Annotated in this window: 19 protein-coding genes; 11 read left to right on the top strand and 8 right to left on the bottom strand. The window is 73.2% G+C overall.

Translation table 11 applies throughout. The annotated features are described in order from the left end of the window. The first annotated feature begins 15 nt into the window (after nucleotides 1–15). The 5 genes from HNR22_RS27245 to HNR22_RS27225 all read left to right on the top strand — a co-directional run bounded on the left by HNR22_RS27245 (nucleotide 16) and on the right by HNR22_RS27225 (nucleotide 4,366). Entirely contained in the window at nucleotides 16–873 is an 858-nt protein-coding gene (locus HNR22_RS27245; RefSeq protein WP_179782752.1) for a spermidine synthase, read from the top strand. A gap of 124 nt (nucleotides 874–997) precedes the next feature. Next, nucleotides 998–1,690, top strand: a complete 693-nt coding sequence (locus HNR22_RS27240) for a sigma-70 family RNA polymerase sigma factor (protein ID WP_179782751.1) — start codon at nucleotides 998–1,000, stop codon at nucleotides 1,688–1,690. Then, the gene (locus HNR22_RS27235; RefSeq protein ID WP_179782750.1) at nucleotides 1,687–2,463 is read left to right on the top strand and encodes an anti-sigma factor family protein; all 777 of its coding nucleotides are present in this window, start codon (nucleotides 1,687–1,689) and stop codon (nucleotides 2,461–2,463) included. Before HNR22_RS27240 ends, HNR22_RS27235 begins: the two co-directional genes overlap by 4 nt. A 203-nt stretch (nucleotides 2,464–2,666) precedes the next feature. Beyond that, nucleotides 2,667–3,314, top strand: coding sequence for a hypothetical protein (locus HNR22_RS27230; RefSeq protein WP_179782749.1), 648 nt, complete (start codon nucleotides 2,667–2,669; stop codon nucleotides 3,312–3,314). Nucleotides 3,315–3,445: 131 nt separating this feature from the next. Then, nucleotides 3,446–4,366: a DNA-3-methyladenine glycosylase 2 family protein gene (locus HNR22_RS27225; protein ID WP_179782748.1), complete on the top strand. Its 921-nt coding sequence runs from the start codon at nucleotides 3,446–3,448 to the stop codon at nucleotides 4,364–4,366. Between the two features lie 28 nt (nucleotides 4,367–4,394). On the opposite strand, the gene HNR22_RS27220 is transcribed toward HNR22_RS27225, so the two are convergent. Then, nucleotides 4,395–4,898 (bottom strand): DUF1990 family protein, encoded by a 504-nt coding sequence (locus HNR22_RS27220; RefSeq protein ID WP_179782747.1) that lies wholly within the window; start codon nucleotides 4,896–4,898, stop codon nucleotides 4,395–4,397. Between the two features lie 97 nt (nucleotides 4,899–4,995). Between HNR22_RS27220 and HNR22_RS27215 the strand changes: the two genes are divergently transcribed. Further along, nucleotides 4,996–5,490, top strand: coding sequence for a GNAT family N-acetyltransferase (locus tag HNR22_RS27215; RefSeq protein ID WP_179782746.1), 495 nt, complete (start codon nucleotides 4,996–4,998; stop codon nucleotides 5,488–5,490). Here the strand turns inward: HNR22_RS27215 and HNR22_RS27210 are convergent. Together HNR22_RS27210 and HNR22_RS27205 are read right to left on the bottom strand one after the other, a co-directional pair. After that, complete coding sequence (locus HNR22_RS27210) at nucleotides 5,465–5,887, bottom strand: SRPBCC family protein (RefSeq protein ID WP_099851494.1); 423 nt, start codon at nucleotides 5,885–5,887, stop codon at nucleotides 5,465–5,467. The two genes, HNR22_RS27215 and HNR22_RS27210, sit on opposite strands and share 26 nt — an antisense overlap. Before the next feature lie 91 nt (nucleotides 5,888–5,978). After that, on the bottom strand, nucleotides 5,979–6,191 hold the full coding sequence (locus HNR22_RS27205; protein ID WP_099851492.1) for a hypothetical protein: 213 nt from the start codon (nucleotides 6,189–6,191) through the stop codon (nucleotides 5,979–5,981). A gap of 134 nt (nucleotides 6,192–6,325) precedes the next feature. On the opposite strand from HNR22_RS27205, the gene HNR22_RS27200 reads away from it, so the two are divergent. Together HNR22_RS27200 and HNR22_RS27195 are read left to right on the top strand one after the other, a co-directional pair. Then, nucleotides 6,326–7,441 (top strand): ATP-dependent DNA ligase, encoded by a 1,116-nt coding sequence (locus tag HNR22_RS27200; RefSeq protein ID WP_179782745.1) that lies wholly within the window; start codon nucleotides 6,326–6,328, stop codon nucleotides 7,439–7,441. Between the two features lie 58 nt (nucleotides 7,442–7,499). Beyond that, a complete protein-coding gene (locus tag HNR22_RS27195; protein ID WP_179783737.1) occupies nucleotides 7,500–9,071 on the top strand; it encodes an alpha/beta hydrolase in 1,572 nt (523 codons plus the stop codon). A 15-nt stretch (nucleotides 9,072–9,086) separates the two neighbouring features. On the opposite strand, the gene HNR22_RS27190 is transcribed toward HNR22_RS27195, so the two are convergent. Further along, nucleotides 9,087–10,358 carry a YncE family protein gene (locus tag HNR22_RS27190; protein WP_179782744.1) on the bottom strand — a complete coding sequence of 424 codons (1,272 nt, stop codon included), beginning with the start codon at nucleotides 10,356–10,358 and terminating at the stop codon, nucleotides 9,087–9,089. A 171-nt stretch (nucleotides 10,359–10,529) separates the two neighbouring features. Between HNR22_RS27190 and HNR22_RS27185 the strand changes: the two genes are divergently transcribed. The 3 genes from HNR22_RS27185 (at nucleotide 10,530) to HNR22_RS27175 (ending at nucleotide 12,714) form a co-directional block, all read left to right on the top strand. Next, entirely contained in the window at nucleotides 10,530–11,678 is a 1,149-nt protein-coding gene (locus tag HNR22_RS27185) for a helix-turn-helix domain-containing protein (protein ID WP_179782743.1), read from the top strand. A 22-nt stretch (nucleotides 11,679–11,700) separates the two neighbouring features. Continuing rightward, nucleotides 11,701–12,153, top strand: coding sequence for a GNAT family N-acetyltransferase (locus HNR22_RS27180; protein ID WP_179782742.1), 453 nt, complete (start codon nucleotides 11,701–11,703; stop codon nucleotides 12,151–12,153). 63 nt (nucleotides 12,154–12,216) lie between these two features. Beyond that, on the top strand, nucleotides 12,217–12,714 hold the full coding sequence (locus HNR22_RS27175; RefSeq protein WP_179782741.1) for a hypothetical protein: 498 nt from the start codon (nucleotides 12,217–12,219) through the stop codon (nucleotides 12,712–12,714). Between the two features lie 46 nt (nucleotides 12,715–12,760). On the opposite strand, the gene HNR22_RS27170 is transcribed toward HNR22_RS27175, so the two are convergent. The 4 genes from HNR22_RS27170 to HNR22_RS27155 are packed head-to-tail and all read right to left on the bottom strand — an operon-like array spanning nucleotide 12,761 to nucleotide 20,385. After that, a complete protein-coding gene (locus HNR22_RS27170) occupies nucleotides 12,761–13,486 on the bottom strand; it encodes an ABC transporter ATP-binding protein (RefSeq protein WP_179783736.1) in 726 nt (241 codons plus the stop codon). A gap of 11 nt (nucleotides 13,487–13,497) precedes the next feature. Continuing rightward, nucleotides 13,498–14,493, bottom strand: coding sequence for an ABC transporter ATP-binding protein (locus tag HNR22_RS27165; RefSeq protein WP_179782740.1), 996 nt, complete (start codon nucleotides 14,491–14,493; stop codon nucleotides 13,498–13,500). 1 nt (nucleotide 14,494) lies between these two features. Then, on the bottom strand, nucleotides 14,495–17,203 hold the full coding sequence (locus HNR22_RS27160) for an FtsX-like permease family protein (RefSeq protein WP_179782739.1): 2,709 nt from the start codon (nucleotides 17,201–17,203) through the stop codon (nucleotides 14,495–14,497). Beyond that, complete coding sequence (locus HNR22_RS27155) at nucleotides 17,200–20,385, bottom strand: ABC transporter permease (RefSeq protein ID WP_179782738.1); 3,186 nt, start codon at nucleotides 20,383–20,385, stop codon at nucleotides 17,200–17,202. Before HNR22_RS27155 ends, HNR22_RS27160 begins: the two co-directional genes overlap by 4 nt. Between the last annotated feature and the right edge of the window lie 29 nt (nucleotides 20,386–20,414).

The following is a 20,414-nucleotide window of genomic DNA, read 5'->3' as shown; positions in this document are numbered from 1 at the left end:
CGGGCGCTGGTCACGATGGGACGTAAACGGGCGGCTGACCGGGTGGTCGAGCAGGTCGACACCGGGCAGGCCGAGCTCGTTCCGGATCCGGACCGGGCGGGCTCGTGGACGCTGCTGCTGGACGGCGCGCCGCAGTCACATGTCGACCTGACCGACCCCACCCACCTGGAATTCGAGTACGTGCGACGGCTGGCCGCCGCGCTGGACCTGATCGCGCCGGCCGGTGAGCCGCTGCGGGTGCTGCATCTGGGCGGTGGGGCCCTGACCCTTCCCCGGTACGTCTCCGCCACCCGGCCCGGGTCGACGCAGCGGGTGTCCGAGGTGGACGGCGCGTTGGTGGAGCTGGTGCGACGGGCGTTGCCGTGGCCGTCCGACACCCGGCTGCGGGTGCGGGTGGAGGACGCGCGGGCGGTGTTGACCTCCACCCGGGATGCCAGCTACGACGTGGTGGTCGCCGACGTGTTCGCCGGTGCCCGTACCCCGGCTCATCTCACGTCCGTGGAGTACGCGGCGGAGGTGGCCCGGGTGCTGCGCCCCGCGGGTTGGTATCTGGCGAACCTGGCCGACGGCCCACCGCTGCGGCACGCCCGCGCGCAGGTCGCCACGGTCCGCTCGGTGCTGCCGCAGGCCTGTCTGGTGGGGGACGCGGCGGTGCTGCGTGGCCGCCGGTACGGGAATCTGGTGCTGGTCGCCGGGCGGGTCACACCGCCGGTGCCGGAGCTGACCCGGCGCGCGGCCGGTGACTGGTTTCCGGGTCGGGTGGTGGCCGGCGACGAGTTGGACCGCTTCGCCGGTGGGTCCCCGGTCGTCCGGGATGCCGACGCGACCGGCTCCGATCCCCCGCCCCCGGGGCTGTTCTCGGTCCGCCGCTGACCGCCCACCCGGCAGCGTGGCAGAACTTTTTCGCGGTTTGTTAATCCGTTCGGGGCGGTGGCGCGTACCACCGGGCGGCCCACCTCGTGGGCCGGCGTTGGTGACGGACATCCCGGAGGTCTGCATGCATGCGGTGGCGGCCGGTTGGCATGGCGACGCGGTACGCGCGGACTGGTTGTCGGCGCGGTCCTCGTCGCGGCCGACCCCCTCTGCCCGGGGGGTCGACGCGCACGCGACGTCTCGCCAGAATGGTCCGGTGACGCCGCGACCGGCGCCCGGGCGCCATCAGGCGACGTCAACCGAGGCGAGCCACTCCGACCAGTTGATCCGGTTGCTCTACGCCGAGCACGCCGGTCCGCTGCTGATGTTCGTGATGCGTCTCACCGGGGGGGATCGGCAGCGTGCGGAGGACATCGTCCAGGAGACGCTGCTGCGGGCCTGGCGCAACGCGCACCGCCTCGGCACGCAGGGGCAGGGCTCGCTGCGGCCGTGGCTCGTCACCGTGGCCCGTCGGATTGCCATCGACGAGCACCGCAGCCAGGAGGCCCGGCCACCGGAGACGTACGACCGGGACCTCACCGCGTTCGCCGAGGCGGACAGCACCGACCGGGTGTTGCGCACGATGACGGTGGCGGACGCGCTGCGTACGCTCAGTCAGTCGCACCGGGAAATTCTGATCTCGACGTACTTCCGGGGGCGGACGGTGCCGGAGGCCGCCGAGGAGTTGGGGCTGCCGCTCGGCACCGCGAAGTCGAGGGTCTACTACGCGCTGCGCGCGCTGCGCACGGCTCTGCAGGAGCGGGGGGTGACAGAATGAGCCGGCCGGACCACATGGACGTCGCGGCGTACGCGCTCGGTGTGCTCGACGAGCAGGATACCGAGCGGTTCGAGGAGCATCTCGCGACCTGCTGGGCGTGTGCGGCGGAGTTGGAGACGATGGTGCCGGTGGTCGGGCTGCTCTCCGACATCGACGGCGAGACGATGATGGCGCTGGAGCAGACGGCGACCGATCCGGCGCTGCTGAACCGGACGCTGGGCGCGGTCCGGGCGGATCGTCGGCGTACCCGGTTCCGGCAGATGTTGGCGACGGCCGCCGCGGTGGTGGTCTTCGGCGGGCTGACCGGGTACGGGTTCGTCAGCGTGACCGAGAGCGGCTCGACTCCGGTCGCCGGTCCGACGTCGAACGCGCCGATCGACCCGCAGACCAGCGGGCCGACGGCTCCGCCGAGCGGCCCGGGTGTGGGCGGCACGGAGGAGGAGGGCGACCAGGTCGACGCGACGGACCCGACCACGGGCGTGCAGACGACGGTGTTCCTGGTCAAGCGGGAGTACGGCACCCGGATCAATTTCAGCCTGCGGAAGCTGCCCGGCCCGCGCGTCTGCCGACTGGTGGTGGTGCGCAAGAACGCCGACCCCGAGGTGATTTCGACCTGGTCGGTGCCGGAGGGTGGCTACGGCACCAACACCCGCCCGCAGGGTCTTGAGTTGAGTGCCTCGACGTCTGCCCTGGTGAGTGACATCAAACAGCTCCAGGTGCAGTCGGTCGACGCCAATGGTGTGGCGAGTCCGCTGGTAACGGTCCCCATGTAGTCTCGCGTACGCTTCGGCGCCGGTCATTGTCACAATGACCGGCGCCGATCTGTCGTTGTGGGGGGGTTTCCCCTGCGGGGGCGTACGTGTCGCTGCCCCGATCGGTTCAATCAAAGAACGTGAAATTGACCACTGTTACTACTTCAACCTTGACAGCCCACTTCCCGTACCTATGGGTGAACTGCCAAGAATGAGGAGGGCACGTGGCACAGATGAAGCGGACCGTCATCGTCGCGAGCGCGATGGTCGCACTAACGGCCTGCGCTCCCGCAGGTTACGACGGGGCGAACTCGAGCGCGGCCGAGCCGGTCGCCGTCGCCGCGGCCGAGCCCACCGCGTCGGTTGCACCCGAGGCGTCGGCGTCCGCGGAGGCGCCCGCCGCCGACGCGCCGCCCGCGAACGTCGACCTGACCGAGAAGTTGGTCGGCAAGAGCGTCGCCCGGATGGGCAAGGTGGTCACCGACCAGGACGGTTGGATCCTGTACCGCTTCGACAAGGACACCGCCGACCCGCCGTCGTCGAACTGCGTGGACAAGTGCGCCGAGGTGTGGCCCCCGGCACTGACCGACGGCAACCCGCAGCTCACCGGCGTCTCCGACGACAAGGTCAGCAGCGTGACCCGCCAGGACGGCACCCGTCAGCTCACCGTCGGCGGCTGGCCCGTGTACCGCTACATCGGCGACAAGAAGCCCGGCCAGTGGAAGGGCCAGGCCGTTGGTGGCACCTGGTTCGTGGTCCAGCCGGACGGCAAGAAGAACCTCAGCTGCCTGCCCACCTCCACGCCGAAGGCGGTCGCACCCCCGGCGGACAGCGGCTCGAACGACGCCGGAGGCTCGGGCTACTCGTACTGAGCCCGGTACACCACGAGGACGCGGTGGTCGGTCGTCGCCGGGGAGGGCGCGGCCGGCCACCGGTTGTACGGGCGGGACGTCGGCACACCGGTGGTGCCGACGTCCCGCCCGTACGTGGCAGAGTTGGCGCCGTGACCGACACCGAACCCGCCGCGACCAGGGTGTTACGCCCTCCGGTCGGCTATCGGCTGGCGGCTTCTGTGCGCGCGCTCACCTTCAGCCCGTACGACCCGTGCGCGCGGGTCGCCGCCGGCACCTTCTGGTGGGCCACCCGCACACCGGACGGTCCGGCCACCCTGGCCCTGCGCGCCGCAGGCGGCGAGTTGCTCGCGGAGGGCTACGGGCCGGGCGCAGAGCACGTCCTGGCTCGCGCCGACGCGATCGCCGGGCTGCGCGACGACCTGACCGGCTTCGCCGAGCTGGCCGCGGCACATCCCCTGGTCGCCCGGTTGGCCCGGGAGCACCGGGGGCTACGGATGCCGGCGACCGGGCAGATCTTCCCCCGGCTGCTGCGCGCGGTCTTCGAGCAGAAGGTCACCGGCAAGGAGGCGTACCGGGCGTACGCGGCGACCGTGCGGCACTTCCGGGAGCCGGCGCCCGGCCCGCTACAGCCGCTGCTCCTGCCGCCCGAGGCCGCCGCGGTGGCCGCCACCCCGTACTGGGTGTTCCACCCGTTCGGGGTCGAGCAACGCCGGGCCGACACGTTGCGTCGCGCAGCGGCGCTCGCGGACCGGTTGGAGCGCAGCGCCGACGCCACCGACGCGACCCGCCGGCTGACCGCCATCGCGGGCATCGGGCCGTGGACGGCCGCCGAGGTGGTCCGGATCGCGTACGGGGACCCGGACGCGGTCAGCGTCGGCGACTTCCACATCCCGAACACTGTCGCCTGGGCGCTCGCCGCCGAGCCGAGGGGCGACGATGCCCGGATGTTGGCCCTGCTGGAGCCGTTCCGGGGCCACCGGGGCCGGGTCTGCCTGCTGCTGGAGGCCGCCGGCATCCGGGCGCCGAAGTACGGCCCGCGCGCCCCGATCCGCTCGTTCGCCGGTTACTGAGCCTCGTCGGAGCGACAGTGCCCGGCCCTCAGCGGCTCAGGCAGATCCGCCGCAGGGTACGGCCGAGCCACCAGGCGTACGTATGCTGCACCGCCCGGACAGCCGGGCCGCCGGCACGGGTGAACCAGCGGGCCGGGAGGCTGAACGCGCGTACCTCGAACCAGACCGCGCCGTCGTCCTCGCGGCCGACCACGAACGCCTCCTCGCCCCGCTCCGGATGCCCGGTCAGGCTTCCGTAGCCGAAGCCCGCGTGGGCGGGCGACTCCTCGCTCCAGATCACCTGACACGGCCCCCAGATGCGGGCCGGGCCGACGCCCAGGCCGGCGGTGACCAGCACCCCCTCGGTGGCGCGTGCGGCGGTGGTCCGCATCCGGACCCCGGCGGCGCGGTGCAGCCGCCAGCTCAGGACCGCCTCGGCCGCGGTGTCGAAGCTGCCCGCCGGCAACGGATACCGGTGGCGCAGGTGGTGGTAGCCGCCGGGCAGCGCCCCGTGCCGGGTCCGCCCCACCTCCGGGTACGTCAGCTCGGCCACCGCTCCCCCTCGTTCTCGGCTGGACACGGGCCAGCGTACGGCCGGCGCGGGCGGGGCCGCCCGCCGAGGACATCGGCGGTCGTGGTGTGCTGCCCCGATGAGCGTCGAGGCGAGCATCGTCCCGGCCGGTGTCGCGGACGCCGGCGAGATCCTCACCGTGCAACGGGCCGCGTACCTGACCGAGGCACAGCACTACGGCGACCCGTTCCTGCCGCCGTTGACCGAGACACTGGACGAGGTCCGGTCGGTGTTGACCGGCCCGGGCGTCGTCCTCGCGGCCCGGTCGGGGCACCGACTGGTCGGCTCGGTGCGGGCCCACCTGGCCGGGGACACCGCGCACGTCGGGCGACTCTCGGTGGCCCCGGACCAGCAGGGTCGAGGGGTCGGCGGGCGGCTGCTCACCGCGATCGAGGTGGCCTGCGCCGGCCGGGTGGCCCTGTTCACCCTGTTCACCGGCGCGGACAGCGCGCGCAACCTGCGGCTGTACCAGCGGCACGGCTACCGGATCGTGGCGCACCGGCCGGACCCGAACGGCATCCGGTTGGCGGTGCTGGAGAAGCCGGTGGTCAGCCCCGCTCGCTCCGACGCTTGAGCCCGTCGGCCTCCAGACGCAGGTAGCGCCGGAGCAGGTCGCCGTAGAGCCAGCCGATCACGCCGGCCAGCGGGCCGGACTGGGCGATGGCCAGCTCGACCCGGGTGCGCCCGTCGGGCAGCGGCAGCAGCCGATGCTCGCCCCGGGTGCGTACCCCGGGGGTCTGGGAGGCCCAGGTGAACTCCCGGCCCTCGGTCAGGTCGGTGACCCGCCACACGGCCGGCCGCAGCTTCGGCTGGGTCAACCGGGCCGTCGCGCCGACGGCGAGCGGCCCCGGCTCCCCCCGCTCGGCCCGCGACACCGAGGCCGTCCACTCCGGCCAGCGCGGCACGTCGACCAGCACCGCCCAGACCTGCTCGACGTCGGCGGCGATTTCCGTATCCGCTTCGAACCGCATCGTGTCTCCTCCCGGCGTGCCGGTCGGCACCGCCAGGGTGCAGACGAGGCCTCCGGGTGGATCGTGACACCCGCGCGCAACAGCGGTGGAATCAGGCCGCTTCGCGCAGGTCGGCCAGGCTCAGCGGGGTACGCCGGCGCAACAGCTCCTCCAGCTCCGGCACCGAACCGACCTCGCCGAGCACGTTGCGACCGCCGCCGAACCGCTCCGGGTAGCGCCGGGTCAGCCGGTAGCGGTAGCGGCCCCGGATCAGCTCGACGCTGACCCGCCACCGCCCACAGCAGTCGCAGACCCACTCGGACACCCCGCGAAAGTAGCTCTGACCTGCGGTTATCCGATCCGGTCGGTCGGGACGAGCAGCGCAGCGGCGGACACGCCGCCCCGGCACCCACGGTGATCTGCCTCACGACTGTCGGCACCGTCTGATTGACTGGCGCCGTGGACCTGCCGATCAACCCGCCGGTCGAGCCGATGCTGGCCAAGAGCGTGCCCAAGCTGCCCACCACCCCGGGCGTCACCTACGAGCCCAAGTGGGACGGCTTCCGGTGCATCGTGTTCCGCGACGGCGACGAGGTCGAGCTGGCCAGCCGGGGCGGCAAGTCGATGACCCGCTACTTCCCCGAGGTGGTTGAGCAGGCCCGCCAGCAGCTACCCGAGCGGTGCGCGGTCGACGGCGAGCTGATCGTGATCCGGCGCGACGGGCCGAGCGGCCAGCCGCGGCTGGATTTCGAGCTGCTGGCCCAGCGCGTCCACCCGGCCGCGTCCAGGGTGAAGATGTTGGCCGAGACCACTCCGGCCGACTTCGTCGCGTTCGACCTGCTGGCGATCGGCGACGAGGCGCTGCTCGACCAGCCCTACCCGCGCCGCCGGGAGCGGTTGGTCGAGGCGCTGGCCGGGGTGCGTCCGCCGGTGCACGTCACCCAGGTCACCACCGATCCGGACACTGCCCGCCGCTGGTTCGACGTGTTCGAGGGCGCCGGGTTGGACGGGCTGATCGTCAAGCCGGCCGACCTTCCGTACGAGCCGGGCAAACGGCTGATGTTCAAGGTCAAGCACGCCCGCACCGCGGACGCCGTGGTGGCCGGGTTCCGCTGGCACAAGTCCGGCCCGGTGGTGGGCTCGCTGCTGCTCGGCCTGTACGACGACTCCGGGGTCCTGCACCACGTGGGCGTGAGCGCGTCGTTCAGCATGGCACGCCGCGCCGAGCTGCTCGAGGAGCTGGCGCCCTACCGGGACACCGGAGGCGAGCACCCGTGGGTGCACGGCGACCACGAACGCGGCCAACGCATCCCCGGCGGGGTGAGCCGGTGGACGGGCACGAAGAACCTGGAGTGGGAGCCGGTGCGCCCGGAGCTGGTGGTCGAGGTGGGCTACGACGCGATGGAGGGCGAGCGGTTCCGGCACACCGCCCAGTTCGTCCGCTGGCGCCCGGACCGCGACCCCCGCTCCTGCCGCTACGACCAGCTCGACCGCCCGATCCGCTTCGATGTGGACCAGGTGCTGCGCGGCGACCCGACGGCCACCGTGGACCGAGCCGCCACCGGCCCGGCGTAACCTGGCCGTCGACCCGATCCCGGAGGACCACGTGACCCGCACCGACCGTCAGCCCCGGATGGCCGCCACTCGCCGGGTCCGTCGGCACCTGGCCGCCTTCGTGGCGGCCGCGCTGCTCACCGCCGGCTGCACGCTGCCGGCGTTCGCGCCGCGCACCGAGGTGGAGGGTGCCGCCGCGCCGACCGGGAGCGCCCCGACGTGGCGGCCCTGCCCGGAGGTGCCCGACGAACTGGTCGGGCGTGGCGCACCGGACATGCGTTACGAGTGCGCGCGCATCGCGGTGCCCCGCGACTGGGGCACCGGGGGCGGGGCGAGCACCGGCCCGGGCGCCGGGCAGACCTTCGAGATCGCCCTGCTGCGTGCCCGGTCGACGAAGCAGCGCGACCGGATCGGCTCGTTGGTGGTCAACCCCGGCGGCCCGGGCGGCTCCGGCGTCGACACCGCCGTCTACCTGTCCTTCGGCACCCAGTTCGGCGGGCTGCCCGCCTCCATCACCGAGCGCTTCGACATCGTCGGCTTCGACCCGCGCGGCGTCTCCCGGTCCAGCCCGGTGAAGTGCATCTCCGACGCCGACCTGGACGCCAGCTTCGGCTTCGACCCCGATCCGACGAGCCAGTCGGCGTTCGACGGCTTCGCCGGCCTGAGTCAGCGGATCGGGCGTGGCTGCGGCGACCGCTACGGCGACCAGTTGCCGCTGTACGGCACCGAGCAGGCCGCCCGCGACATGGACGCGGTGCGTGCCGCAGTGGGTGACGACAAGCTCACCTACCTCGGCTACTCGTACGGCACCCTGCTCGGTGCCACGTACGCCCAGCTCTACCCACAGCGGGTGCGGGCGCTGGTGCTCGACGGCGCGGTCGACCCGCAGCAGCGGCTGGTGGAGGGTTCGGAGAGCCAGGCCCGCGGCTTCGAGCGGGCCTTCACCAACTTCACCCGCTGGTGCACGGCGAACGCCGGCCGCTGCCCGATCGCCCCGGACGCGCGCGCCGCTGTCACCTCGGCCATCGACAAGGCCAAGGTCTCCCCGGTACGCGGCGCCGACGGCCGGGAGGCCACCGCCGGCTGGGTGTTCTACGCGGTCATCTCGTCGCTCTACACCGAATCCGGCTGGCAGGAGCTGGCCCAGGCGATCGACCGGCTAGGCGAGGGTGACCCGAAGGACGTGTTCCGGCTCGCCGACGCGTACGCCGGCCGGGCCGACGACGGGCACTACTCGAACCTGTTCGACGCCAACCTGGCCATCAACTGCGCCGACGAGACGGAGAAGCCGAGCCGGGAGCAGATCCGGCAGTTGCAGTCGGAGTGGCGCGGCAAATATCCGCTGTTCGGGCCGGCGCTGGCGGTCGGCATGCTGAGCTGCGTGGAGTGGCCGGGCGGGCGTGACCCCTACCCGACCGGGAAAGCCAACGGCGCGCCACCGATCGTGGTGGTCGGCACCACCGGCGACCCCGCGACACCGTACGAGCAGACGCCCCGGCTCGCCTCGATGCTGGGCGTCGGCCGGGTGCTCACCTGGGAGGGTGAGGGGCACACCGCCTACCCGCAGACGTCCTGCATCACCAATGCTGTCGACGCGTACCTGATCGACCTGACCGTCCCCCGGGAGGGGCTGCGCTGCCCCGCCCGGTGACGGTGCGGTGGGCGGTCAGGCGGCGGGCGGTGGCGTCCAGCCCTGCGGCAGGTGCCCGATGCGGACCCGCTGCGGGTGGTCGCCGACCGGGACACTGACCACCTTCTGGCCGGTGGCGAAGTTGATCGCGGTGACCTGGTCCGCACCGGATTCGGAGATCACGCAGTCCCGGCCGTCCCCGCTGACCGTGGCCCAGTACGGCTTGCTGGCCGGCACGAGCGGGCCCTCGCGCAGAGTGGCCCGGTCCACCACGGTCGCGTAGTCGTCCATGGTGCCGGCGACGCAGAGCCGGGCGCCGTCCGGGCTCACCGACAGGCCATGGTGCCGCGAGTCGTTCACCCAGGTGGTGCGGTCCTCGCTGGTGGCCGGGTTCTTCGGCAGCGTGGCGACCCGGGTGACCTGGTCCGCGGCCACGTCGTACTCGACCAGGCCGTTGAAGAAGGACACCTGGAAGTAGAGCTTGCCGCCGTCCGGGCTGAACACCGCCGGCCGGACCGCGTCGGAGAGGTCGCGGCGGCCCGCGGCGTCCAGCCGCTCCCGCATGTCAATCACCTTGACCACCTGCGACGTGCTGGTGTCGGCGACGGTGATCCGGCGGTCCCCCTTGGTCCAGTCCAGCCAGGGCGCGTCCAGGTCGGTGTTGACCTCACCGATGGACATGTTCCACAGCCGACGGCCGCCGTCGGTGAAGATGTTCTCGTGCGGCTTGTCGCCGGTGCCGAACGAGCCCAGCTGCGCCCCGGTGCGGATGTCCAGCACGTGCACCGTGTTCGAAGTGGAGGCCGAGACCGCGACCCTGGTGCCGTCGGGCGACACGGCCATGTGGTCGGCGCGGTAGCCGGAGACCGGGAACCGCCAGCGGATCCCGCCGGTGGCGAGGTCGATCGAGACCACGTCGGCGAAGCTGGGCCGGGATGCCACCAGGGCGGTGCCGTCGGGGGTGGTGTACATGTCGTCGACGAGCTGGTCGTGGCCCTCCCCCGGCCCCTGCCGGATGCCGAGGAAATAGGCCAGCTTGATCGGGTTGAGGTAGATCTCGCGCAGCCGTGCGGCCCGGTCCGGGGTCACGTTGATCCGGCCGAGCTTCGCGTAGTCACCGCGGGAGCGGATGACGTCGGCGGTGCCGTCCCAGTTGTTGCCGACAAACATCACCTCCTGCAGGGCTGCGGCGGCTGCGGGCGCGGGGGCCGCCGCCAGGGGGGTCGACACGGCAAGCGCGAGGGCTGCCAGCGTGGCGAGGCCAGCGCGGCGGCGAAGTCGGTACGGGCGGAGTGACGCAGGGGTCATGGAAGCCTCCTGGCAGCCGGTAGGACATCGACGTTTCTCGGTGCCTCAATCGGTGTTACCTTGCGGTAACAACCAGGAGAGCAACCAGACGGTCACCACGACTAGGGACCGGATGCCAACGACCAACCGTGCCGGTTGTGCGGCGACGACAACGGGAGGCGGCGCGCGCCGATGACCCGGACAGGAAAGGCCCCCACGTTCGGCGCGCTGCTGCGCGACCTGGCCGCCGACGCGGTCGTCGTGGATGAGGTGGCGCGGGCCGCGCGCGCGAATTCGCCCGAGGTGGCCCGCCTCCCGGCCGGCGAGGTTCACCGGCAGGTCGTCCTGCTGGTCACCAGTGGACTCGGCGCGCTGGAACGCGACGAGGACCCGGCAGGGCGTGACTTCACCGAGGCCCGCAGGCTCGGCGCCGGTCGGGCGGCGCAGGGCCTGTCCGTCGCCGGCCTGCTGCGCGGCGTACAGGCCGGCCGGGACCGAGCGGTGGAACTGGTGGTCCGGCACGGCCGGGCGGCCGGCATCGCGGACGACGTGCTGCTGGAAGGGCTGCTCACCATCGGCCGGTACGCGGCCGCGGTGGAGTGGGCGGTGGTGGACGGGCACCGGGCCGCCGAGCGGGAGTTCGTCGGCACCGGCACGGCGGCGCGGGCACGCCTGCTGGGCCGGCTGCTGCTCGACGGGCCCGCCGGCACGTCACCGGGCGAACTGGCCCGGTTCGGTCTACGGCCGCAGGGCCGCTACCACTGCCTGCTCGCCACCCGGACCGATCCGGCGCTGTCACACGCCCTGCACCGACAGCTCATCCGGCACGGCGGCCTGCTCGGTACCGTCGAGGGCAGGTTGGCCGGTTTGCTTCCGCGGTGTCCCGGCGCCGCGACGGTCGACCTGCTGGTCCTGGTGGCGCCGGCACAACCGCTGCAGCGGGCCCCGGCGATGTACGCGCTCTGCCTGGCGGCGCTGCGCACTGCCACGCATCGGCGGTTGCGCGGCCTGCGCCGATTGACCGACGTGGCCGCAGAGACCGCCCTGGACGCCCAGCCGGCCCTGGCCGAGCTGCTGCGGGGCACGCTGCTCGGCGCGCTCGACCCAACCGACGAGTTTCACCGGGAGCTGGCCCGCACAGCGCTCGCCTGGCTGGACCACGGCCAGCGGCTGGATCAGACCGCCGCCGCTGTGCACGTGCACCCAAACACGGTGCGCTACCGGTTGCGCAGGCTTCGGGAGGTGACCGGCGGACCGCCGGTCGAGGAGGGGGGACGGTGCACGGTGCCGGAGACCGTCCACTGGTGGTGGGCGCTGCGCGGCTGGCTGGACGGCCACTGAAGGGCCGTGCCAGGCTGCCCGGATGACCGATGTGATCTTCCGGGAGGCGGTCCGGGCCGACCTGCCCGCCGTCATCGCCCTGCTCGCCGACGACGTGCTGGGCAAGGCCCGCGACTTCGCCGAGGTCGACGAGGCCTACGAGAGGGCGTTCGCGGACATCAGCGCGGACCCGCGCAATCAGCTCATCGTGGCCGAGCAGGGCGCCGAGCTGGTCGGCTGCCTCCAGATCACCTACATCCCCGGGCTGGGCCGGCATGGTGCCGAGCGGTCGCTGATCGAGTCGGTCCGGGTCCGCTCCGACCGGCGCGGCCAGGGGTTGGGTCGGGAGCTGATGACCTGGGCGGTCGACCAGGCTCGGCAGCGGGGTTGCGCGCTGGTGCAGCTCACCACCGACAAGACCCGCGAGGACGCGCACCGCTTCTATCTGAGCCTCGGCTTCGTGGCCAGCCACGAGGGCATGAAGTTGGCGCTCTGATCCGCCGTCAGGCCCACCCGGCTGTACAGCGGAAGTCGAGCCGGCCGGGTTACGGTCGTTCGCGTGCACGAGCCGACGATCCCCGCTGGCGCGCAGCCGCACCCACCAGGGCGGCGGACGGGCTGGGCGCTTCTGACGGTTGGCGTCCTCGTGGTCGTTGTCGCGTTCTGGCTGCCCGCCTGGCGCAGTGTCTACCTGGATCGGATTGATGTCACTCCGGGCTCGAGGGTTCTCGGCTGGGCGCTACCGTTCGCGGTGATCGCTGCCATCTTCGCAGTGCTGTCGCTCGCCAACGTCGGTCCGGCCCGCTGGGTCTGGCGGCAGGCCAGCCTGGGAATGCTCATCTCCAACGCGCTCGCCTGCGGCAGCATCACCGGGGTGTACTGGTATTTCGAGGCCGAGGAGCCCTACGTCGACCACGAACTGCTGTCGACCGGGCCGGGCGCCGGTCTCCTCCTGGCCCTGCTGGGCTACCTGCTTATCCCGCTCGCCGGCGCCCTCCCCGACGGCTGCAAGGGCGCCGACCAGCCCAAGCACGACCGGCTCGACCAGGCGGAGTAGGAGGACGGTCTCCTCCTACCGTCGCGGGGCAGCCGCTCAGCGGCGGTCAGCTGTCGACCAGGCGACCGTCGCGCAGCACGAGCACCCGGTCGGCGAGGTCGATCAGGGCCGGGTCGTGCGTCGCCACCAGGGCCGTCATGCCGCGGGCGTGCACCACCGCGCGCAGCAGGTCCATGATGGAGCGTCCGGTTTCCGAGTCGAGCTGACCGGTGGGTTCGTCGGCGATGAGCAGGTCCGGCTCGTTGGCCAGCGCACGCGCCACAGCGACCCGCTGCTGCTGCCCACCGGAGAGCTCGTAGGGACGCTGCGCCGCGTGCCCACCGAGACCGACCAGTTCCAGCAGCACCGCGACCCGCTGCTCCCGTTCCGCGGCCGGCACCTGCGCCAGCCGCAACGGCACTCCGACGTTCTCGGCGGCGGAGAGGATCGGCACCAGCCCGAAGGTCTGGAACACGAACCCGACGGTGCCCCGGCGCAGCCGCAACAGCTCCGCCTCTCCCGCCGAGGTGACCTCGTGGCCGGCCACCACCACCTGACCACTGTCCGGCCGGTCCAGCCCGCCGATCAGGTTCAGCAGGGTGGTCTTGCCGGCCCCGGACCGGCCCCGGATGGCGACCAGTTCACCGCGGTTGGCCGTGAACGAGACGCCCTGCACGGCGTGGACGGCGTGCTCGCCCCGGCCGAAGGTCCGGCTGACGTCACTGACCCGCACCACCTCTGCGGGGTGCGCCGAGGGCACACCGCCGAACCCGGCCTCGCCGGTCACCACCATGTCCTGCTGGCTCATGCCCGTGCCCCCCGCTCGTCCGAGGCCCGGTCACCGGGCCGTACCTGCACATGGTCCGGCTCCAGGTCGAGCCGGACCCGCTCCTTCAGCGCGAGCGCGTCGACGAACGCGGCCGGTAGCTGCATCCGGCCGTTCCGGTCCAGCACCGCGTACTCCTCGCTGACCAGCTCGGTGTTGCCGTCCGCGCCGACCCGAGCGGTCCGGCGTACCTCGGAGGCGGTCCGGCCGTCGCGGATCGCGACGGTCCGGCGGACCTGCGTGGCCACGGCGTGGTCGTGGGTGACGACCACGATGGTCACGCCCAGCTCGGCGTTGATGGTGCGCAGCGCCGCGAAGACGTCCGCGCCGGTCGCCTCGTCGAGTTCGCCGGTCGGCTCGTCGGCGAAGAGCACCTCCGGGTCGTTGGCCACGGCCACCGCGACCGCGCACCGCTGCTGCTCGCCGCCGCTGAGCTGCCCCGGCCGCCGGTCGGCGCAGTAGCCCACGCCGACCATGTCGAGCAGTTCCCGGGCTCGCTGCCGACGGGCCTTGCTGCTGAGTTTGCCGGCCAGCTGCATCGGCAACTCGACGTTCTCCAGCGCGCTCAGATACGGCAGGAGGTTGCGGCCGGTCTGTTGCCAGACGAACCCGACCAACTCCCGCCGGTAGCTCAGCCGACGCTTCGCTGACAGCGAGAGCAGGTCGTAGTCGGCCACCCGGGCGATGCCGGCGGTCGGCGTGTCCAGGCCGGAGAGGATGTTGAGCAGGGTCGACTTGCCCGAACCGGAGGCGCCGACGATCGCCACCAGCTCACCCCGGTCGATGACCAGGTCGAGCCCCTGCAGGGCGACCACCTCCACCCCCTCGGTCTTGAAGATGCGCACCAGGCCGTCGCAGACGATGTGCCCGCGCAGGCGGTCCTGCCCGCCGGCCCGCTCGGCGGCGCGTTGCGCTGCCCGCTGTTGCAGGGCGGCCAGGTCCGGCACCAGTGGAGTCTGGGCGGTAGCGGTCATCTCAGCTCTCCTCTCCGAGCCGAAGCACCTCACCGAGGCGCAACCGGCGGTTGTTCAGGGCCTCGACGGCGACCGCGAAGCCGAGGGCGACCGCCCCGAGCGCGAGCACCGCGGCGACCAGGCTGGGCTCGAAAGCCACCTGGACCGGCACACCACTGGTGAACGCGGACAGGCCGAGCACCGGGTTGAGCAGCAGGGGCAGCACCGCACCGACCAGCGCACCGGTCAGCACCGACACCGCGACCAGCGGGGTCAACTCGACCAGCAGCAGCCCCCGCCACTGCCGGCGGGACAGGCCGAGGGTGCGCAGCCGGGACAGCACCTGGCCGCGGGCGCGCGCACCGGCCAGCACGGTGAACGCGATGGCCAGCAGCCCGAGCACGGTGCCGCCGACGGCGCCGGCCACGAACCCGAAGGCCAGCACCCCGTTCGCACCGCCGTCGCCGAGTTCCCGGCGGACGTCCGCGCGGGTGTCGACGGTGACCCCGAATGGCCGGTCCCGACCGGTGACCGCTCCGTCGCGTTGGTAGCGTTCCTGCCCCTGGTCACCGGCGACGCGCAGCGCCTCGGCGTCCAGTGGGTCCCCGGCGACCAGCAGGCTGGTCGGCACGGGTGTGGTGGTGCGTTCCGGCAGCGCCTGCCAGGGCAGGATCACGAACCGGCTGGCGTTCCCCGACAACAGCGGAAAACCCTCCTGGGTGTCGGCCACCCGGAACTCGTACCGCTGGCCCTGCACGGAAATGAAGGCCGAGTCGTCCAGCCCGGCCTTGGCCAGGTCCGTGGCGACCGCCGGGGAGACGATCGCCGGCAGCGGCCCCGCCCCGGGTCGGGCGGCGAGCAGCGTGGGCGGCACCGGCAGGTCGACCTCGGATTCGCGGGCCACCGCGTCCAGCCCCGAGCCGTCGACCAGGAGCACGTCCGTGTGCGCAACCCGCGCGTCGGTGCCGATCTCGTCGACCGCCAGCCGCTCGTCCGACTGGTACAGCACCCGGGTGACGGCGCGAACCCCCGGCAGACGACCCAACTCGTCGATGGTGTCGGGCGCGAACCGTTCCCCGCGGATCACCGCGTCGGCGGGCACGATCTGCTCGGCGGCCCGTTCCCGGCTCGCGTCGACGCCGGCGGCGACGACCGCGCAGAACGCCGCGGTGCCGATCGCCAGCACCACGACGACCAGCGGGGTGGCGACGGCGGACCGGCCGGCCCGCGCCGTGCCGAGGAAGGCCACGCTGCCCCGGGTCCGCGCGGCAAGCCGGCTGACCAGCAACAACGGCCAGGGGTACGCCCGCAGCGCGAGCACCGCCGCCGCGACCGCGAGCAGCACCGGCACCGACACGAGCAGCGGGTCCACCTCGCCGAGGGTGAGGCCACGTCGACGCAGCAGCACCGCGGCGAGCCCGGCCAGCAGCAACAGGGAGACCTCGACGGTGAGCCGGCGGGCCGAGGGGCGTACCCGGATCAGGTCACGGCGGGCCGCCGCACCGACCGGTACGGCCAGCGTCGCCAACGGCAGCGCGAGCGTGACCAGGACAGTCGCCGCGATGACGTAAGGCGTGGTCGGGTCCGGCTCGCCGGGGAGCAGGGTGCCCAGCCACCAGCCCAGCGCGGCGGCGACCGGCACCACCAGCAGCGATTCGGCGAGGCTACGCCGAGCACCGGCGGTGGCCGCGCCCCCACGGGCCCGCAGCAGCACGAACTCCGAGCGGCGCCGTCGGGTGGCGAGGCTGGCCGCGAGCACGATGAGCCCGGCCAGAGTGGCCAGTACCCCGGCGGCGATCACCGCGAGCAGGGTCCGGGCGGCATCGACCTGGGCGGCGAACGCGCGCAACGGCACGTCGACGCCCTGGGTCAACGTGAGGTCCTGGGGCCGGGTGCGCTGCATCGTCTGCAGACCGTCGATCATCTGGTCCAGCTCGCGTGCGTCGATCCGGTCGGCGCCCAGGCGGTATCGCCAGTTGTACTGGACCGGCCAGCCCGCCGCGACCCGCTTGTTGAGGGCCGACTGGGCGACCACGCCGACGATGACGAACGGCTGGGCGTCGCCGGGCGGTTCGATGACCCGCAGCAACTGTGGCAGCCCATCCCAGATGCCATTTGCGCGGTCGACGGGGCGGAACAGCCCGGACACCACCAGCGGGGCAGCGTCCGAGAGTTTGCCCTTGTCATCGGCGTTGCCGATGCGCAGTTGGCTGCCGGCGCGCAGGTTGAGCCTGCCGGCCACGTCGACGTCGAGCGCCACCTCGATCGGTCGGTCGGGAATGTAGGTCTCGCTCGGCCACGCCCCCTCGACGAGGGTGCCCGCGTCCTGGATCCCGGGCACAGCGCGTAGGCCCAGGTCGACCAGCAGGTTGCGAGCCGCGAGATCCGGCCCGACCACGCGGGCCGCCGGGGAGTCCACGTTGTACCACCGCTCGGTCACCGCCGACCGCACCTGCGGCGGCATCTCCGCGGCCAGGCGGTCGAACCGCTCGGCGGCACCGCCCATCGCCGTGTTCCTGGAGGTCGCGGCCACCACCCCGGTGGTGTACGAGATGTCCCGGCGGGCGGCTGGCTCACTGCTCAGCTGCGCCCGCAGGCCCTGTTCGGCGAGCCGGTTGACCAACCGGGGCACCCCACTGATCAGCAGCGTGACCACCAGGGTCAGCACCGCCAGGAGCAGAAACTGCCCGCCGTACGCCCGGACCCGCCGGACGGCCGCGCCGACGCTCATCGTTCTCCCCCGATTCGCAGTTGCACCGCCGCCACCCGCTGACGGATACCGGTGGCGATGAACGCGCTGAAGGCGAGCGCCGCCAGCAGCAGGCCGACCGCGGTCAGACCGATCGGCACCCAGGGCAGCGCGAACGTCGCCGGAGGGATCGGCCGGCCGGCGGCCGAGGTGAGGATGACCAGTGGTGCCATGGTGGCGCCGACTCCGGCTCCGAGTAGCAACCCGACCCCCACGCCGATGCCGGCGAGGAACGTCTGTTCGGCCAGCAGCGCCCGGGCCAGCAGCCGAGGCGTGGCGCCGAGGGTGTGCAGCACCGCGAACTCGCTGAGCCGGTGTCGCGCGGTGGCCCACACGTCCACCATCAGGCCGACGAGGGCGAGCAGCACCGCGCCGAGCGCGGCGGCGAGCATCCCGGTACGTGAGCCCTGCCAGTACGGGTCGTCGGCGGCCGACTCGTACACCGCTTCCCGGTTGAGCACGGTGACGCCCGGCAGTTCGCCGGCCGCCTGGGCGGCGGCCGTCGCGTCGTCGGCACCGATCCACCACTCCGGTACGGGTCGCATCGTGCCATTGCCCCGGACCAGCGTGTCGACCGCCGCGGGCAGGTCCAGCAGTATGCCTTCCCCGGTGGTGGTCGGCACCGCATCCAGCTCGCCCACCAGCTGGACCGGCAGAGTCGTCCCGGACAGCGTCAGGTCGACGGTGTCGCCGACGCGCAGGCTCAGTGCCGCGCGGACCCCGGGGGTCATCAGCACCGCGATGGGCTTGCTCTCCCCGCCCGGCACGATCGTGAACCGGGTCGGCGGCTGGTACAGGAACTGCCCGCCAGGGATCACGTCCACCGGGTGGACCGCGGCGAAGCCCGTGGGAGTGGTCCGCACCGGCGTGGGCTGCTCGCGGGGGGCCGTCATCGTCCAGTTACCGCTGAGCCCTGCGGGCGCGGTGGTGCCGTCGGCGTTGACCACCGTCAGCCCGTCGAGCTGGAGTCGGTAGGCGTTGCCGGCCGCCAGCCCACCGTCAGCTTCGAACCCGGTCAGCCGCAGCCGTGCCCCGCGGGCCTCGGGCAGCTGCACGGTGAACCGGGTGGCCCGGCCGTCGCTGGCGGAGTTGGCCGCGGGCAGCCGCAGGGCGAGCCCGTCGGAGCGGGTGACCAACAGCGTCACCGCGACCTGAACCGGTCGGCTCGCGTTGCTCACCGGGGTACGGACGGTGCCGGTGATCGCGCGCGCGTCGGCGGGCAGCTCGACACCCCCGAAGGCTCCCCGCGCCCCGACCATCCGCTCGTACTGTGTCGACGCGGGTCCGTCGCTCAGGCGGTCGGCGAGACGGACGACCCCGGCGGCGCTGGCCGGGTCGACACCGATCACGGTCGCCTGGAGGTCCTCCCGGCCGACCCGTATCTCGTCCCGCCACGCTGGCAGCACCCGCTTGACGCTCGGCAGCGCGGCGAGCTGGTCGCCCCGGGTCGGCGGAGCGGCACCGGTCCGTTCGGTGACCCGCAGGTCGGCGCCGACCGTGTGCCCGGCCTGCTCGACCTGGGACCGCTCCCCGGTGCTGATCAGGGACCAGGCCAGGGTGCTGCCACCGACGGCGAGGGCCAGCAGGAGCACCGGGCCGGCGTGCGGACGCCGACCGGCCTGCCACATGCCGAACATGGTGGCCGTCCAGGGCCGCCGGTCGACGAACCGCTCGGCGAACCTGGTGAGCGGCGGAAGCACCCGCAGCGCCAGCACGGCACCGGCCAGCACGCCGAGCGTCGGGGCGGCGACCAGCAGGGAGTCGAGCCCGAGTCGACCGCCGGACCCGGCCAGCGGGGAGGCGTACCGGCGTAGCTGCACCCAGGCGAGCACGGCGAGCGCCACGAGGACCAGGTCGACGCTGGCACGTTGGATGCTCGCCGACCGGTTCGGCCGGGACCGGGCAGCCATGTCGGCCACGTACGTGCCGGCGCTGCGCAGCGTCGGGAGAACCATGGCGACGAGGCAACCGGCCGCGGTGGCCGCCGCTGCCGCCCAGATCAGGGTGGTGTTGCCGCCGGCGGTGGAGAGGTCGGCCGACCCGCCGGGTCGGACGAACCGCAACGCCTCGCCGGCGATCAGCGGACCGAGCACGGCAGCCGGGGCGACCACCAGGGTCGCCTCGCGAGCGGCCAGGCCGGCCAGTTGCCGACGGGCGGCGCCTCGGGCTCGCAGCAGCGCGGTCTGTGGGCGGCGGTCCTCATGCAGGAGTGCGGCGACCAGCACCAGCGCGTACCCACCGAGCACCAGGATCAGCAACAGCGGGGTGGCCAGCGAGGAACGACCCACCAGGTCGGCGCGGGCGATCCGGTCCAGCAGCGTCTCCATCTTGGTCACCGTCTGCCCGGAGCTGCCGAGCTGAGCGGCCTCGGGCACGGCCGAGGTCGCCTCGGTGAGGGCTTTCCGCACGGCGGGCAGATCGGCGGTGTCGACGCCAGCGAGGTCCGGTTCGGCCAGCCAGGACGCCGACACCGACCCCGGCGAGGTGGCGACGAAGTCGGCCGGGTCGAGCGCGAACGGCCCGTACGAGGTGCCGGAACCGGCACTGCCCGCCCCCACTCCGGGGGCCAACAGCCAGTACGCGTCGGTCGGGTCGCGGGGCCGCCAGGTGCCGGCGAGGACCAGCTCACCGCGTCGTTCGGTGGCCCGGTCACGCACCGGGATGCGTTCGCCGACGCTGAGGCCCAGCGTGCCGGCGACCCGCTCCGGCAGGCTCACCTGGATGGGGCTCGCCCCCGGGCGGGGCCAGGCTCCGCTGGTCAGCTCCGCGTAGGCGGCGAGGTCGTCGAGCGTGGCCAGGTTCGCGAAGACCGGTTCGTCATCCGGACGGGCAACCTGCCCGAGGTCGCCGGTCAGCTCTCGGCCGGTGCCGTAGCGGGCGGCGGCGACGCTGACCGGGGCACCGGCGAGCCCGTTGGCGAACTCGGCTCGGACCGCCTGGTCCCGGGTGGCGAACTCGGCCGCGTCACGCCCACCTGAGCCGCTGACCAACAGGCCGCGTTCTTCGGCCGGCGAGGCGGCGACCAGGGCCCGCTGCCCGGCGTCCACCGCCCGGCGGTTGTAGTCGGACAGCCCGGTAACCAACGCGACGGCGACGAGGGCGGCGATCACCGCAGCAACCAGCAGCCCTCGCGCCTCGCGGGCCCGCCTCCACACCAGCTTCATCCGACGCCTCCCCTGGCCCCGGTGGGCCG

The organism is Micromonospora jinlongensis (assembly GCF_013410645.1).
Taxonomy (GTDB): Bacteria; Actinomycetota; Actinomycetes; order Mycobacteriales; family Micromonosporaceae; genus Micromonospora; species Micromonospora zamorensis.
This window is presented reverse-complemented; position numbering and strand designations above follow the sequence as displayed.

What these genes read in the sequence shown, in the direction of transcription:
- HNR22_RS27245 (WP_179782752.1), top strand. Translation starts at nt 16, where the DNA reads ATGGGACGTAAACGGGCGGCTGACCGGGTGGTCGAGCAGGTCGACACC.
- HNR22_RS27240 (WP_179782751.1), top strand. Translation starts at nt 998, where the DNA reads ATGCATGCGGTGGCGGCCGGTTGGCATGGCGACGCGGTACGCGCGGAC.
- HNR22_RS27235 (WP_179782750.1), top strand. Translation starts at nt 1,687, where the DNA reads ATGAGCCGGCCGGACCACATGGACGTCGCGGCGTACGCGCTCGGTGTG.
- HNR22_RS27215 (WP_179782746.1), top strand. Translation starts at nt 4,996, where the DNA reads ATGAGCGTCGAGGCGAGCATCGTCCCGGCCGGTGTCGCGGACGCCGGC.
- HNR22_RS27210 (WP_099851494.1), bottom strand. Translation starts at nt 5,887, where the DNA reads ATGCGGTTCGAAGCGGATACGGAAATCGCCGCCGACGTCGAGCAGGTC.
- HNR22_RS27195 (WP_179783737.1), top strand. Translation starts at nt 7,500, where the DNA reads ATGGCCGCCACTCGCCGGGTCCGTCGGCACCTGGCCGCCTTCGTGGCG.
- HNR22_RS27190 (WP_179782744.1), bottom strand. Translation starts at nt 10,358, where the DNA reads ATGACCCCTGCGTCACTCCGCCCGTACCGACTTCGCCGCCGCGCTGGC.
- HNR22_RS27185 (WP_179782743.1), top strand. Translation starts at nt 10,530, where the DNA reads ATGACCCGGACAGGAAAGGCCCCCACGTTCGGCGCGCTGCTGCGCGAC.
- HNR22_RS27180 (WP_179782742.1), top strand. Translation starts at nt 11,701, where the DNA reads ATGACCGATGTGATCTTCCGGGAGGCGGTCCGGGCCGACCTGCCCGCC.
- HNR22_RS27170 (WP_179783736.1), bottom strand. Translation starts at nt 13,486, where the DNA reads ATGGTGGTGACCGGCGAGGCCGGGTTCGGCGGTGTGCCCTCGGCGCAC.
- HNR22_RS27165 (WP_179782740.1), bottom strand. Translation starts at nt 14,493, where the DNA reads ATGACCGCTACCGCCCAGACTCCACTGGTGCCGGACCTGGCCGCCCTG.
- HNR22_RS27160 (WP_179782739.1), bottom strand. Translation starts at nt 17,203, where the DNA reads ATGAGCGTCGGCGCGGCCGTCCGGCGGGTCCGGGCGTACGGCGGGCAG.
- HNR22_RS27155 (WP_179782738.1), bottom strand. Translation starts at nt 20,385, where the DNA reads ATGAAGCTGGTGTGGAGGCGGGCCCGCGAGGCGCGAGGGCTGCTGGTT.